This window comes from Streptomyces sp. NPDC001108, from assembly GCF_053598535.1.
Window position 1 is genome coordinate 1 of sequence record NZ_JBSFKL010000021.1, and the last position, 13,793, is coordinate 13,793.

Below are 13,793 nucleotides of genomic sequence, written 5' to 3' on the forward strand. Positions count from 1 at the left end.
GCCACCGCATACGCACCGAGAACATCGAGAAGAACACCCACGACAACCCCTTCGGCGCCGTCCTCTCCTTCCGCGGCACCGTCACCGACACCACCCTCAGCCATCCGCTCGCCGCCACGGTGATCGAGCTGACCGACACCTTCCCGGTCCCCGACGCCAAGGCGTTCGGGGTCGGCCAGTGGTGGACCGTCCAGGTCGCCCCGGTCGAGGGCGGCGGACGCGACGAACGCGAACTCCAGAAGCTCGTCGAGATCACCGAGATCGTCGACGCGACCCACGTCCGCATCGGCTACCTCAACGGCTGGGAGCTCGCCGCCGGCCGCACCCTGACCTGGACCCGCGTCGAACCCGTCCGCAACAGCCATGTCCGCAACATGGTCTTCGAGGGCGCGGGCCCCGACGAGTACACCGGCTCGCACCCGGTCAGCTTCGAGTACGCGGTGGGCTGCGACGTCTCCGGCATCCACGCCACCGGCACCTTCTGGCCGGTCGTCATGCGCCGCTGGTGCACCCGCTTCCGCACCGAGGACTGCTCCCTGAAGAACCCGCCCACCGTCGAGTACGGCGGCGCCGGGTACCTCACCCAGCAGATCTACTGCCTGTACGGGCGGGTCGCGGACTGCACCACCAGCAACGTGCGCCACCTCAACGACCTCACCGCCTCGGCCTACTGCACCGTCGTGAACTGCCACGGCGACGGCGACGACGCCGGCGGCAACCCCTTCACCACCCACGGACAGTACGAGCACGACCTCCTCTTCGACGGCAACTCCGGGCTGATGGACATCGCCAACTCCGGCGCCCAGTGGGGGATCTCGGCCAAACGGATCACCGTACGCCGGCACGTCTGCTCCTGGTTCGTGGCCAACACGAAGATCACCGACCTGACCCTGGAGGACGTGACGGTGATCGCCCGCCCCACCTTCGACCAGGCGGGCACCCTCACCATCAACGCCGACGGGGCCCAGGTGCGCGGCTGCACCGCGAAGACCTTCGCCGTCGCCCAGCGCTCCGCCCGCTCCACCCGGCCCACCACCGTCAGCGACTGCTCCTTCGACCTCCCCGCGGGCGGCGTGCTCGTCCAGACCCCGGTCACCGCCCCCGTCCACTTCGTCCGCTGCACCTTCACCGGCGTCGACGGCGCGGTGCTGCGCGGGGCCGGACCGGTCCGCCTCACCGACTGCACCGTCACCGGGGCCGAGGACGCCGCCCCGCTCTCCGTCGGCTCGGCCGACCTCACCATCGACGGCGGACGCTACGAGAACACCGGCATCGAACTCAGTGCCGTGCGCGACCAGCGGATCACCGTCACCGGCGGGGCCCGGCTCACCGGCCGCAACAGGGCCGGCGCGCTGCTCGGCCGCGCGGCCGGTCCGGGGAAGGTGACCTGGGACCTCACCGGCCTCAGCAGCACCACCGACCCCGCGACCGCCCATGTCCGCATCGCCGACGGCACCAACCACTACCTGGCGACCGGCAACCGCTTCACCGGCGGCACCCTCCACCTCGTCCCCGGCGCGCTCGCCTCGGCCCTGCACACCGCCTGCGTCGAGGACGGCACGAAGCGCGTCGCGATGCCGGACGACGGCACCACGGCCCGCACGGAAGGAAACCTGATCCTGTGACCCCCGCCGCCGTCCGCCCCGCCGCCCCGGCCGACGACCCGGCACTGGCCGCCCTGTGGCGGCGGTGCTTCGACGCCCCGCAGATCACCGCCCTGCACGCTTTGGACCCGGACCGGCACCGGCACACCTTCGTCGTGCCGGGCGCCGGGGAGGGCGTGCTCGACGCGGTCGTCGTCTACGTACCGAGGACGATCCGCGACGCGGACGGCGCCCCGCGGCGGGTCGGCGGCATCGGCAGCGTGGCCACCCGCCCCGAGGCCCGGGGCCGGGGCCTGGTGCGGCTGCTGCTGGCGGCGGCGGAGCGCACCATGCGGGCCGAGGGCTGCGCCTGGTCGCTGCTGTTCACCGGGACGCCCGGGGTCTACCGGGGCTCGGGCTGGGAGGAGTTCGGCAGCGGCTGCGTCGAGGGACGGCTCGCCCCCGCGCCCGCCGCCGGGGAGTTCCGGATCCGCGCGGCCACCGCCCGCGACGCCCCGGAGGTGGCCGCGCTGCACCGGGCGTACAACGCGGACCGGCCGCTCAGCACGGTCCGGTCGGCCGAGGACTGGGCGGTGCGGGTGCCCGCCTGGTACGGCCCGCTCGACGGGACACTGGTGGCCGAGGACCCCCGCACCGGGGCGCCCGCCGGCTGGCTGGTGGCCCGGCACGAGGAGGAGTGGCTGGAGGTACGGGAGTTCGCCGGTGCCCCGGAGTGCCTGGGCGCACTGCTGGCCGCCGCCGGGGAACGGGGCCGCGCGGCCGGGCTCGACCGGGCCCGGGTGCGGCTCCCCGACGAACCGGGCACCGCCGCCGCCCTCCCCCGCCTGCTGGCGGACGCCCGGCGGACGACGGAGTACGTGGGCATGGCCCGGCCGCTCCTCGCCCCGGCCCCGGCCGTCCGCGCCACGGTCACCGCGCCCGGCGCGATCCACTGGTACGGCGACTGCTTCTGACCTCCGGGGCGGTACGGATCCCGCCGCCCCGGTCCCCCGAGGACGGCCGACCCGGGCGACGGCCGGATCCGGGGACGCCGCGTGCGAGGTGCCGGACCTGACCGGTGCCGACCTCGTCGTGCACTGCGCGGCGGCCGTCGGCGACCCCGTGCCCGGCTCCCCGGCCGAGGAGGCCATGCGGGCCGTCAACGTCGACGGCCGGGACGAGGCGGTCCGTACGGACCTGCGCGCCCACGGGATCCGTGCGCGCGTCGCCCACGTCCCGCTGCCGGTCGCCCGCACGCGGAGCCGCCGCTCCCCCGCTACGCCGTCGACCAGCTGGCGCACTCCGTGGTCCTGGACGTGTCCAGGGCCGAGTTCGCGGGGGTGGACGGCCGGGCGTTCCCTCGCGGACTACGACCCGCCCCCGAGCGGGGGAGGGACGAGCCCAGGGACAGGTCCTAGCGGTCCGAGTCCTTCGACGACCCCGAGTCGTACGCCGAGGTGCCCGAGTCCAGCAGGGGCTCCTGGGTCTTGAGATGCGCCGGGGCGAAGGCGCGCAGCACGTGGTAACCGGTGATCACGACGATGGTGCCGAGCGCGATCCCGCTCAGCTCGAAGTTGTCGGTGATCTTCAGGCTGACCCCGCCGACGCCGATGATGATGCCCGCCGCGGCCGGAACCAGGTTGAGCGGGTTGCGCAGGTCGACCTTGGCGTTCAGCCAGATCTGGGCACCCAGCAGGCCGATCATGCCGTAGAGGATGACGGTGATGCCGCCGAGCACCCCGCCCGGGATGGCGGCGACGACCGCGCCGAACTTCGGGCAGAGGCCGAAGAGCAGGGCGAAGCAGGCGGCGGCCCAGTACGCGGCGGTGGAGTAGACCCGGGTCGCGGCCATCACGCCGATGTTCTCCGAGTACGTGGTGTTCGGCGGACCGCCCACCGCGGTCGACAGCATCGACGCGGCGCCGTCGGCGGCGATGGCGGTGCCGAGCTTGCCGTCCAGCGAGGCGCCGGTCATCTCGCCGACCGCCTTCACGTGCCCGGCGTTCTCCGCGATCAGCGCGATGACCACCGGCAGGGCGACCAGGATCGCCGACCACTCGAAGCTCGGGGCGTGGAAGGAGGGCAGCCCGATCCAGTCCGCCTTGGCTACCCCGGACAGGTCCAGCCGCCAGTGGTCCACCGCCTCGGCACCGCCCGCCGGGGAGTGGATCTTGCCGAAGACCCGGTCGAGCACCCAGGACAGCACGTACCCGAAGACCAGGCCGAGGAAGATCGCGATGCGGGAGAAGAATCCGCGCAGGCACACTACGGCCAATCCGGTGAACAGCATCACCAGCAGGGCCGTCCACTGGTCCTGCGGCCAGTAGGTCGACGCGGTCACCGGCGCCAGGTTGAAGCCGATCAGCATCACGACCGCGCCGGTGACGACCGGCGGCATGGCCGCGTGGATGATCCGGGCGCCGAAGCGCTGCACGGCCAGACCGGCCAGGAAGAGCACCACGCCGACGGCGAAGACCGCGCCGGTGACCGTGGCGCTGCTGCCGCCACTGGCCCGGATCGTCGCCGCGACCCCGACGAAGGAGAGCGAACAGCCCAGGTAGCTGGGCACCTGGCCGCGCGTGGCCAGCAGGAAGATGGCCGTCGCGACACCCGACATCATGATCGCCAGGTTCGGGTCCAGGCCCATCAGCACCGGGGCGACGAACGACGCGCCGAACATCGCGACCACGTGCTGGGCGCCCAGCCCGAACGTACGCGGCCACGAGAGCCGTTCGTCGGGCCGCACCACGGCCCCCGGTGCGGGGGTCTTCCCGTCGCCGTGCAAGGTCCAGCGCACGCCGAGGCCCATGGTCGCTCCCTGATGTGTGTAGGCGCGGAACGGATTGCCTCGATCGGCACGTCGCTACCGCTGAAATGATCAGCGCCATGGTAATGCCGGTTCCCGGCGTGCTCGCGGCGGGGCACCGCTTTCACGCAGGTCGGCGCCGTCCGGCCGGGAGCGGACCGGCCGGACGGGCGGCTCAGCCGCGCGGTTCGGTGGCCGCCGCCTCCGGGGCGCCGGCGTTCCGGGACGCCACCGCCCGGCGGTCGCCCGCCCGGAGCACCCCGGCCCCGAGGACCAGCCCGAAGGCCAGGACCGTCACCAGCCCGAAGGAGACCACCAGCGAGGTCGCCTGGGCCAGCGATCCGATCGCGGACGGGGCGATCAGCCCCGAGGTGTACGTGATCGTGGCGACACCCGCGATCGCCTGGCTCGGGTTCGGCCCGCTGCGCCCGGCGGCGGCGAAGGCCAGCGGGACGACCACGGCCACCCCGAGCCCCAGCAGCCCGAAGCCGCACATCGCGAGCACCGCGTCGGGCGAGGCCACCACGAGCAGCCCGCCGACCGTCGCGAGGGCGCCGCCGGCCCGCACCGTCCGGACCGCGCCGAAGCGGTCCACCACCTTGTCACCCGCGATCCGGGCGATCGCCATGGTCAGTGCGAACGCCGTGGTGGAGGCCGCGGCGAGCCCGGCGGAGGTGTCCATGACGTCCCGGAGGTAGACCGCCGACCAGTCCAGGCTCGCGCCCTCGGCGAACACCGCGCAGAAGCCCACCGCGCCGATGATCAGCGCCGACCTCGGCGGCAGCGTGAAGCGCGGCGGCGGCTCCTCGTCCGGCCGGCCGCGCAGGTCCAGTACGTTCCGGCAGGCGATCAGGCCCAGCACGGTGAGGACCAGGGCGGCCACCGTGTGGTGCAGCCGGGCGTCGGTGCCCAGATGCGCGGCGACCGTGCCCGCCGCCGAGCCGAGCAGCGCGCCCACGCTCCACATCCCGTGCAGCCCCGACATGATCGACTTGTCGAGGCGGTTCTCCACCTCGACGCCGAGTGCGTTCATCGCCACGTCCGACATGCCGGCCGTCGCCCCGTACACCAGGAGCGCCGCGCACAGCGTCAGCAGGTTGGGCGCCAGCGCGGGCAGCACCAGCGCCAGCGTCCACAGGGCGAGCAGGGCGCGCAGCGCGGTCCTGGCGCCCAGCCGGTGGCTGATCGCACCGGCCAGCGGCATGGCGAGCGAGGCGCCGATGGCGGGGAAGGCGAGCGCGAGGCCGAGCTGACCGGCGCCGATCCCGGCATGCTCCTGGATCCAGGGCACCCGGGTGGCGAAGCTGCCGGTCACCGCACCGTGCACGGTGAACACGGTGGCGACGGCGTATCTGGCCCGTACCACCTGCTTCGCCCCGAACTCCGTGTCGGTGGAATCCGCTGTCATACCGCCGTACCCTCCCTTGGAAACGTTCTGCTGCCGGTGGTCCGGTGCCCGTGTGCACGGGTGCGGGCCGTAAACTATCAGGAACCCTGCCTGATAAATAGTGCGCCGGGCACTCCGGTGCGACGGAGATCTGGAAGGATCCCGGCATGCCCGCATCACCGAGCACCGCACGGGCCATCAACGACCGGCTCGCCCTGGGACTGCTCCAACAGGACGGCCCGCTGACGGCCGCGCAGCTGAAGACACTGACCGGCCTCTCCCGGCCCACCGTCGCCGACCTGGTCGAACGCCTCCAGGGCGCCGGGCTGATCCGGGTCGTCGGCGAGACCGGAGCCCAACGCCGGGGCCCCAACGCCCGGTTGTACGGGATCGTCGCCGACCGCGCCCACCTCGCCGCCCTCGACGTACGCACCGGCAGCGTCGCGGTGGTCGTCGCCGACCTGCTCGGCACCACGCTCGCCGAGGCGACCCTGCCGATCGGCGGCGACACCGCCACCGAGGCCGCCGCCGAGCAGGCCGCCGCGCTCCTGGAGCGCACCGCCCGGAAGGCGGGGGCCGGGCCGCTGCACAGCGTCGGCATCGGCGCGCCCGGCCTGATCGACCCGGCCACCGGCGAACTGCGCGACACCACCGGACTGCCCGCCTGGCACCGGCGGCTGGTCCGGGTGCTCCAGCAACGGCTGCCCGCGACCGTGCTGGTCGAGAACGAGACCAACCTCGCCGCCGTCGCCGAGCACCGCGACGGCGCGGCCGTCGGCCAGGACACCTTCGTGCTCTTCTGGCTCGGCCACGGCGTCGGCGCCGCCGTCGTGCTGGACGGCAGGCTGCGCCGGGGGGCCTCCGGCGGTGCGGGCGAGATCGGCTTCATGCCGGTGCCCGGCATCACCGCCACCCCGTCGGCGCTCAACTGCGAGGGGGGCTTCCACTCACTGGTGGGCTCCGCCCCGGTCTGTGAACTGGCCATCGCCCACGGCATCGCGGTGCCCCTCGACACCGGGGAGGGCGAGGAGGAGGGCAAGGAGCCGGGCGCGGCCTTCGCGGTCCGGGCCGCACTGGCCGGGGCGGGGGACGGCGACGCGTTCCTGGACGAGCTCGCCGGGCGCCTCGCGGTCGGGGCCGCCGCCATCGCCGCCGTCCTCGATCCGGGCTGCGTGGTTCTGGCGGGCGAGGTCGGCCACGCGGGCGGTGGCGCGCTCGCCGCCCGCGTCGAGGGGCGGCTGGCCGCCATGTCGCCGCTGCGCACCGAGGTCAGGGCCGGCCGGCTGGGCGGCGGCGCGGTCCTCCGCGGCGCCCTGCTGGCCGCCCGCGACGCGGCCCAGGACGACCTCTTCGGCTCGACGGCCTGAGCCGCGGGCCGAGCCGCGCGGCCAGGCCCCGGACGCGGAGGGGCCCGGCGGCGACCGGGGGCGAACCGGTCACCGCCGGGCGGTCACGGGGAGAGGGTCAGCAGGCGCCGAGGTCCTGCCAGACACCCCAGTCACCGGTGGAGCCGGGCGTCTCGCCCTTCGTCCACCACTTGGCCTTCCACTGGTGCCCGCCGTGGGCGACCGTCGTACCCGTGCCGTACTCGGCGGTCGCGGACCAGGCGGTGGCGGTGCAGCTTCCGCCGCCGGGGCCCGGGGTCGGGCTGGTCGACGGGTCGGGCGTGGGCGAGGTGCCGGTGCCCGGCTCGACCACGGTGGTGCCGCGTGCCAGGTCGGCGGCGAGCGCGTAGGACTTCCCGCCGAAGGTCACCGTCCAGTTCGACGGGGTGGAGGTGGGCAGGTAGTAGACGAAGTCCAGCTGCACCGACGCGCCCGGAGCCAGGCTCTGCCAGCCCGGCAGTTTCAGCGCGACCCGGTTGTAGTCGCCCTTGAGCCCGCCGACGTTGCCCGTGCCCGGGTGGTCGCTGCGCACGATCGTGGTGCCGAAGCCGGACTGGTCCTTGGCGTTGGCGGGCGCCGAGGTGGCGTAGTCGAACTGGAACTCCGTGCCGCCGGGCAGTGTCGCCCTCGTGTGGTTGGTGATCGTCAGCTTGGGGCTGATCGGGTAGTTGGAGTCGCCGAGCGGGAACTGGCCGAACGACACGTCGATGTCCAGCGCCTCGGTGGGCAGCTCGACGGTGGAGCGCTTCGCGCCGTACGGGGCGGCCGACTTGAACGCGTCGTACATCGTCGAGGTCAGCGTCGAGCCCGGCTCGTACTGGCCCTTGGCGGCGTTCCAGCCGTAGTCGCCCGCCAGCTCCCAGATCATGGTGCCGCCGATGCCCCGGTCGACGACGTACTTCGCCTTCGCGGCGACCGACTGCTCGTCCTCGGTGGAGAGGAAGACCTTCTTCTCGGCGTTCCACAGCCAGGGCGCGACCAGCGTCGAGTCGTACTTGCGGGCGTAGGTGCCGGTCAGCTTGGTGCCGGCGGGGAATCCGTAGTCCGTGACGTAGTCCCCGACGACGCCCTTCTCCAGGTTCTTCGCGTGCCACATCGGGTTGGAGCCGGCCGGCGACTCCTTGCCGTTGGCGTCCTGGTCGTGCCAGAGGTTGTCGATGCCGACCGCGCCGTCACCGCACTTGGTCAGCCCCGCACCGGCCGGGCAGTCGGTGGTGGCGGCCCGGCCCCACAGCCCGTCGGTGCCGCCCTGCACGTTCTTGAAGCCGCGGGTGTAGTACGGCAGCCCGATGTTGATCCGGCCGGCCGGCATCGAGCCGCGGAAGTAGTGGTACGCCCAGTCGGTGTTGAGGTAGCCGACACCGCCGTACTGCGCGGTGGAGTAGACGCCCGCCTGGGCCAGTTCGGCGTCCTTGCCGTCGTCGTACAGCGCCGCGTTCGGGCCGACGTACTCGTTCCAGGCGCCGTGCAGGTCGTACGACATGATGTTGACGTAGTCCAGGTACTTCTGGACCTGGAAGGTCTCCATGCCGCGCAGCAGGTAGCCGGAGGAGGGGGCCGCCACGCTCAGCAGGTAGTGGGTGCCGTCGGCGGCCGAGGCCCGGTCGAGCTTCTCGCGCAGGGTCTTCATCAGCGCGGCGTAGCCCTTGACGAGACCGGCCCGGCGCGCGTTGGAGAGCGTCCAGTCCAGCGGGTTGCCCGAGTCCTTCATGGTCGTCGGGTACTCGTAGTCGATGTCGACGCCGTTGAAGCCGTACTTCTTGACGAAGGCGACGGCCGAGTCGGCGAAGGTGTCGATGCCGGCCTGGTTGACCGAGCCGTCGGCGTTGGTCGCCATCGAGTAGAACCCGCCGGAGTCGACCCGCTTGCCGCTGTCGTCGAAGTAGCCGCCGGTCTCGGCCCAGCCGCCCACCGACACCATGGTCTTCACGTTCGGGTACTTCTTCTTGAACTTCGTGAGCTGGTTGAAGTGGCCCTTGTAGGGGAGGGCCGGGTCCATCTCGGCACCCGCGACGCCCGGCCAGGTCATGCCGGTCGCGGGGTTGTCCGGGCCGTCGGAGCCCACGGAGAGCTTGTTGGCGCCGTCGACATGGGCGAAGGCGTAGTTCAGATGGGTGACCTTGTCCCAGGGGATGTCGGAGGCGAGGTAGGCGGGCTTGCCGTCCTTGCCGGTCCGCCAGCCGGTGAAGTAGCCGATGACCCGGCGCTGGTGGTCGGCGCCCATCTTCTCCCGGCCCTCGGTGTCGTACACGGAGCAGTAGGGGACCGTGACGCCGGGCGTCCGGTAGAGCCCGTCGGGGCGACAGGACTCCTGGTCGGCGGCGGCGGACGGGGTGGCGGTGAGCGAGCTCATCAGCAGTCCGGCGACGGCGGCGCCGGCGGCGAGCAGGGTGGCTCTCGCACGGGTGGGGGACAGCACGTTCGGTTCCTCCCGGGGAGGTTCGGCGGCACACAACTTGCAAGGGGGTGGGTCGTGTTGATGCCCCGGGTGTGCGCACACCACGGAACGGCTCCTCGGAGGTGACGCAGACATTAAGAGGACTAGACCAGTGCGTCAATAGGTCTGGACCATCAGGGGACGGGGAGATTCCGGAAGGGTGGTCTGTGAGGCAGTCCACAGGCATCCGCGGGTTGACCCGCCGCGGTCCGTGGCACACTGGCCCTGTACCAGCAGCAGCGCACTCCGGGGTCGGTGCAATTCCGAACCGGCGGTTATAGTCCGCGACCCGTCCGCATCCAGCGGCCGGTTGACCAGGTGGGATTCCTGGACCGACGGTTAAAGTCCGGATGGGAGGCAGTGCGCGGCGGGCCGTTTCGCGGGTACGCCGCCGTCGGCGGATGGATTTCGGGCGACCGATTCCATCCGGGTTGTCCGGCATTTCCGGCGTTCCTCCGTTGCGTTCCCGCTCTTTCTGTCGTCGTCGACAGGCCCCGGAGTCCGTGCCCGAAGAGGCAGGAGGACACCGGTGGACACCGCGGCCGACATCACCGCCATGCGTCGCGCGATCGCACTCGCCGCCCGAGGTCTCGGCTCCACCAGCCCCAACCCCGTCGTCGGCTGCGTCGTGCTCGACGCCGCGGGCCGCCCTGCGGGGGAGGGCTTCCACCGGCGCGCCGGCGGACCGCACGCCGAGATCCACGCCCTGCGCGAGGCGGGCGACCGGGCCCGCGGCGGAACCGCCTACGTCACCCTCGAACCCTGCAACCACACCGGCCGCACCGGCCCCTGCGCCCAGGCCCTCGTCGAGGCCGGGATCGCCCGGGTCGTCTACGCGGTCGGCGACCCGAACCCGCAGGCCACCGGCGGTGCCGACACCCTGCGTGCGGCCGGGGTCACGGTCGGGCAGGGCCTCCTCGCGGAGGAGGCCGAGGCGGGCAACGCGGCCTGGCTGACCTCCGTGCGGCTCGGCCGCCCGTACGTCCTGTGGAAGTACGCGGCGAGCCTCGACGGCCGGATCGCGGCCGCCGACGCCACCAGCCGCTGGATCAGCTCCCCGGAGTCCCGCGCCGACGTCCACCGGCTGCGCGCCGAGGCGGACGCCGTCGTGGTCGGCTCGGGCACCGCCCGCACCGACGACCCGCAGCTCGGGGTACGCGGCATCGAGGGCGCCGTCCAGCCGCTGCGGGTGGTCGTCGACACCGCCGCCACCGCCGTGCGCCCCGGCGCCCGGGTCCTCGACACCACCGCCCCCACGCTGATCGCCGTCGCCGAGGACGCCGACGCCGGGCACCTGCCCCCGGACGCCGTCCTGCGGCTGCCCCGCGCTGCCACCGGCCCCGGCCTGGACCTGCCCGCCCTGCTCCGGGCCCTGCACGGGCGCGGGGTCCGCTCCGTGCTCCTCGAAGGCGGGCCGACCCTGGCCGGGGCCTTCGTCGCCGCGGGCGTGGTCGACAAGGTCGTCGGCTACCTCGCCCCCGTACTCCTCGGCGCCGGGCCCGCGGCCCTCGCCGACGCCGGAATCACCACCATCGCCGAGGCGTTGCGCCTCGATGTGACCGAGACCGTCCGCATCGGCCCCGATCTGCGCATCACCGCCGTCCCCGGCACCGACCGGAAGGGAAACTGAGTGTTCACCGGAATTGTCGAAGAACTGGGTGAGGTCACCGCCGTCGAGCAGCTCGCCGACGCCTCCCGCTTCCGACTGCGCGGCCCCGTGGTCACCGAGGGCGCCAAGCACGGCGACTCCATCGCCGTCAACGGCGTCTGCCTCACCGTCGTCGAGCTCGGCGACGGCGAGTTCACCGCGGACGTCATGGCCGAGACCCTGAACCGGTCCAGCCTCGGCGCCCTGGCCACCGGCTCCCGGGTCAACCTGGAGCGCCCGATGGCGGTCGGCGGCAGGCTCGGCGGCCACATCGTTCAGGGCCACGTCGACGGCACGGGCCGGATCGTCGCGCGCGAACCCTCCGAGAACTGGGAGGTCGTGAAGGTCTCCCTCCCCGCGGAGCTGAGCCGCTACGTGGTGGAGAAGGGCTCCATCACCGTCGACGGGGTCAGCCTCACCGTGGTGGACGCCGGACCCGACTACTTCACCATCAGCCTCATCCCCACCACCCTCGCCCTGACCACGCTCGGCATCAAGAAGCCCGGCGACCCGGTCAACCTGGAGGTGGACGTCATCGCGAAGTACGTCGAGCGGCTGCTCGGCCACACCCCCCAGGACCCCGAGGAGCCGGTGGCATGACCTCTCTGCACTGGCTGAACGCGGAGGCGTTCACCCTCTTCGGCCAGCACATCATCTGGTCCGACATGATCGGCAACACCGTCGGTCTGATCGCGCTGACGCTCGGTTGGCTCCGCTCCGTGTGGACCTGGCCCGCGCAGCTGCTCTCCGGCGTCGTCCTGGTCGCCGCCAACGTCTCCGTGCAGCAGGCGGGCAGCGTCGGCAAGCAGATCATCGTCATCGCGGTGGCTGTCTGGGGCTGGCAGCAGTGGACCCGGGGCCGGCAGCGGGCGCAGGACGGCTCCATAGCCGTACGGTTCGCCACCTGGCGCGAGCGCGGCCTGCTGCTCGGCGGCGCCGCGCTCGGCACCCTCGCGGTGGGCGGCCTGTTCACCGCGTTCCCCTCGCTGTCCTGGAGCCCCTGGGCGGACGCGTACATCTTCGCCGGGACGCTCGTCGCGATGCTCGCCCAGGCCCGCGGCATGGTCGAGTTCTGGTTCGCCTGGCTGCTGGTCGACCTCGTCGGCGTACCGCTGAACTTCCACAGCGGGCTCGCCTTCTCCGGTCTCATCTACGTCGTGTACGGCGCCCTGGTCCTGTGGGGCATGCGCGACTGGTGGCTGCGTTCGCGGACACCCGCTCTGAAGGGAGCCACGGCATGACCGCCCAGCCCACCTGGCTGCACCGGGAACCCGGCGCGGCCGACGAGGACCTGCGCCTGGACCCGGTCGGGCAGGCGATCCGCGACATCGCCGCCGGACGGCCCGTCGTGGTCGTCGACGACGAGGACCGGGAGAACGAGGGCGATCTCGTCGTCGCCGCCGAGAAGGCCACCCCCGAGATCGTCGCGTTCATGATGAGCGAGTGCCGGGGCCTGATCTGCGCGCCGATGGAGGGCGACGAGCTGGACCGGCTCGACCTCCCCCAGATGGTCGACCGCAACACCGAGTCGATGCGCACCGCGTTCACCGTCTCCGTCGACGCCGCCCCCGCCCACGGCGTCACCACCGGCATCTCCGCCGCCGACCGGGCCGCCACGCTCCGGCTGCTGGCCCGCGGAGAGGCGGGCCCCGGCGACTTCGTCCGCCCCGGCCACGTCTTCCCGCTCCGCGCCCGCCCCGGCGGCGTCCTGGTCCGCAACGGCCACACCGAGGCCGCCGTCGACCTCGCCCGGCTCGCCGGACTGCGCCCCGCCGGGGCCATCGTGGAGATCGCGGGCGAGGACGGGGTGATGCTGCGCCTGCCCCAGCTGGTCCCCTTCGCCCGCAAGCACGGCCTCACGATCATCTCCATCGAGGACCTGATCGCCTACCGCCGCAGCTCCGAGCCGACCGTCCGCCGCGAGGCCGAGGTACGGCTGCCGACCGCGTTCGGCGCGTTCACCGCGTACGGCTACCGCTCCACGACCGACGGCGTCGAGCACGTCGCACTGGTCCACGGCGAGCTCGGCGACGGCGAGGACGTGCTGGTCAGGGTGCACTCCGAGTGCCTGACCGGCGACATCTTCCAGTCGCAGCGCTGCGACTGCGGCCCCCAGCTGCACGCGTCCATGCGCCGGATCACCGAGGAGGGCCGCGGCGTCGTCGTCTATCTGCGCGGCCACGAGGGCCGGGGCATCGGCCTGCTGTCCAAGCTCCGGGCCTACGAGCTCCAGGAGCGCGGCGTCGACACCCTCGACGCCAACCTGGAGCTCGGCCTGCCCGCCGACGCCCGGGACTACGCGGCAGGCGCCCGGATCCTGGAGGACCTGGGCGTCCGCAGCCTGCGGCTGATGACCAACAACCCCGACAAGACGGCCGCGATCCTGCGGCACGGACTCGCCGTCACCGGCCGGGAACCGATGCCCGTCCAGGCCGGCGAGCACAATCTGGGCTACCTGCGCACCAAGCGCGACCGCATGGGGCACGACCTGCCCTGGCTCGACGCCGCCACGGCGTCGACCTGCGGCAACCAGTGAACCCGGCCATC

General features: G+C 73.1%; 10 protein-coding genes and 1 riboswitch. Of the genes, 7 read left to right on the forward strand and 3 right to left on the reverse strand.

Going from position 1 to position 13,793, the window contains the following annotated elements; all coding sequences use genetic code 11:
* A partial coding sequence (locus ACWC97_RS30635) for a peptidase C14 (protein ID WP_352280076.1) occupies positions 1 to 1,625 on the forward strand: 1,625 nt, incomplete at its 5' end.
* Positions 1,622 to 2,557 (forward strand): GNAT family N-acetyltransferase, encoded by a 936-nt coding sequence (locus ACWC97_RS30640; protein ID WP_450652851.1) that lies wholly within the window; start codon positions 1,622 to 1,624, stop codon positions 2,555 to 2,557. The genes ACWC97_RS30635 and ACWC97_RS30640, both read left to right, overlap by 4 nt.
* 440 nt (positions 2,558 to 2,997) lie before the next feature.
* On the opposite strand, the gene ACWC97_RS30645 is transcribed toward ACWC97_RS30640, so the two are convergent.
* Together ACWC97_RS30645 and ACWC97_RS30650 are read right to left on the reverse strand one after the other, a co-directional pair.
* Positions 2,998 to 4,392 (reverse strand): uracil-xanthine permease family protein, encoded by a 1,395-nt coding sequence (locus ACWC97_RS30645; protein WP_352280078.1) that lies wholly within the window; start codon positions 4,390 to 4,392, stop codon positions 2,998 to 3,000.
* A 172-nt stretch (positions 4,393 to 4,564) separates the two neighbouring features.
* Positions 4,565 to 5,797: an MFS transporter gene (locus ACWC97_RS30650; RefSeq protein ID WP_352280079.1), complete on the reverse strand. Its 1,233-nt coding sequence runs from the start codon at positions 5,795 to 5,797 to the stop codon at positions 4,565 to 4,567.
* A 146-nt stretch (positions 5,798 to 5,943) separates the two neighbouring features.
* On the opposite strand from ACWC97_RS30650, the gene ACWC97_RS30655 reads away from it, so the two are divergent.
* Positions 5,944 to 7,143, forward strand: coding sequence for an ROK family transcriptional regulator (locus ACWC97_RS30655; protein WP_352280080.1), 1,200 nt, complete (start codon positions 5,944 to 5,946; stop codon positions 7,141 to 7,143).
* Between the two features lie 97 nt (positions 7,144 to 7,240).
* Here the strand turns inward: ACWC97_RS30655 and ACWC97_RS30660 are convergent, their stop codons facing one another.
* Positions 7,241 to 9,580 (reverse strand): chitinase C-terminal domain-containing protein, encoded by a 2,340-nt coding sequence (locus ACWC97_RS30660; protein ID WP_450652854.1) that lies wholly within the window; start codon positions 9,578 to 9,580, stop codon positions 7,241 to 7,243.
* 255 nt (positions 9,581 to 9,835) lie between these two features.
* Positions 9,836 to 9,966: riboswitch (FMN riboswitch) on the forward strand.
* 161 nt (positions 9,967 to 10,127) lie between these two features.
* On the opposite strand from ACWC97_RS30660, the gene ribD reads away from it, so the two are divergent.
* From ribD to ACWC97_RS30680, 4 genes are read left to right on the forward strand one after another with little or no spacing between them, the layout of a single operon-like run.
* Complete coding sequence (ribD, locus tag ACWC97_RS30665; protein ID WP_352280082.1) at positions 10,128 to 11,228, forward strand: bifunctional diaminohydroxyphosphoribosylaminopyrimidine deaminase/5-amino-6-(5-phosphoribosylamino)uracil reductase RibD; 1,101 nt, start codon at positions 10,128 to 10,130, stop codon at positions 11,226 to 11,228.
* The gene (locus tag ACWC97_RS30670; protein WP_352280083.1) at positions 11,229 to 11,846 is read left to right on the forward strand and encodes a riboflavin synthase; all 618 of its coding nucleotides are present in this window, start codon (positions 11,229 to 11,231) and stop codon (positions 11,844 to 11,846) included.
* On the forward strand, positions 11,843 to 12,487 hold the full coding sequence (locus ACWC97_RS30675) for a nicotinamide mononucleotide transporter family protein (RefSeq protein WP_352280084.1): 645 nt from the start codon (positions 11,843 to 11,845) through the stop codon (positions 12,485 to 12,487). Before ACWC97_RS30670 ends, ACWC97_RS30675 begins: the two co-directional genes overlap by 4 nt.
* On the forward strand, positions 12,484 to 13,782 hold the full coding sequence (locus ACWC97_RS30680) for a bifunctional 3,4-dihydroxy-2-butanone-4-phosphate synthase/GTP cyclohydrolase II (RefSeq protein WP_352280085.1): 1,299 nt from the start codon (positions 12,484 to 12,486) through the stop codon (positions 13,780 to 13,782). The genes ACWC97_RS30675 and ACWC97_RS30680 overlap by 4 nt, the downstream gene beginning before the upstream one ends.
* Positions 13,783 to 13,793: the final 11 nt, after the last annotated feature.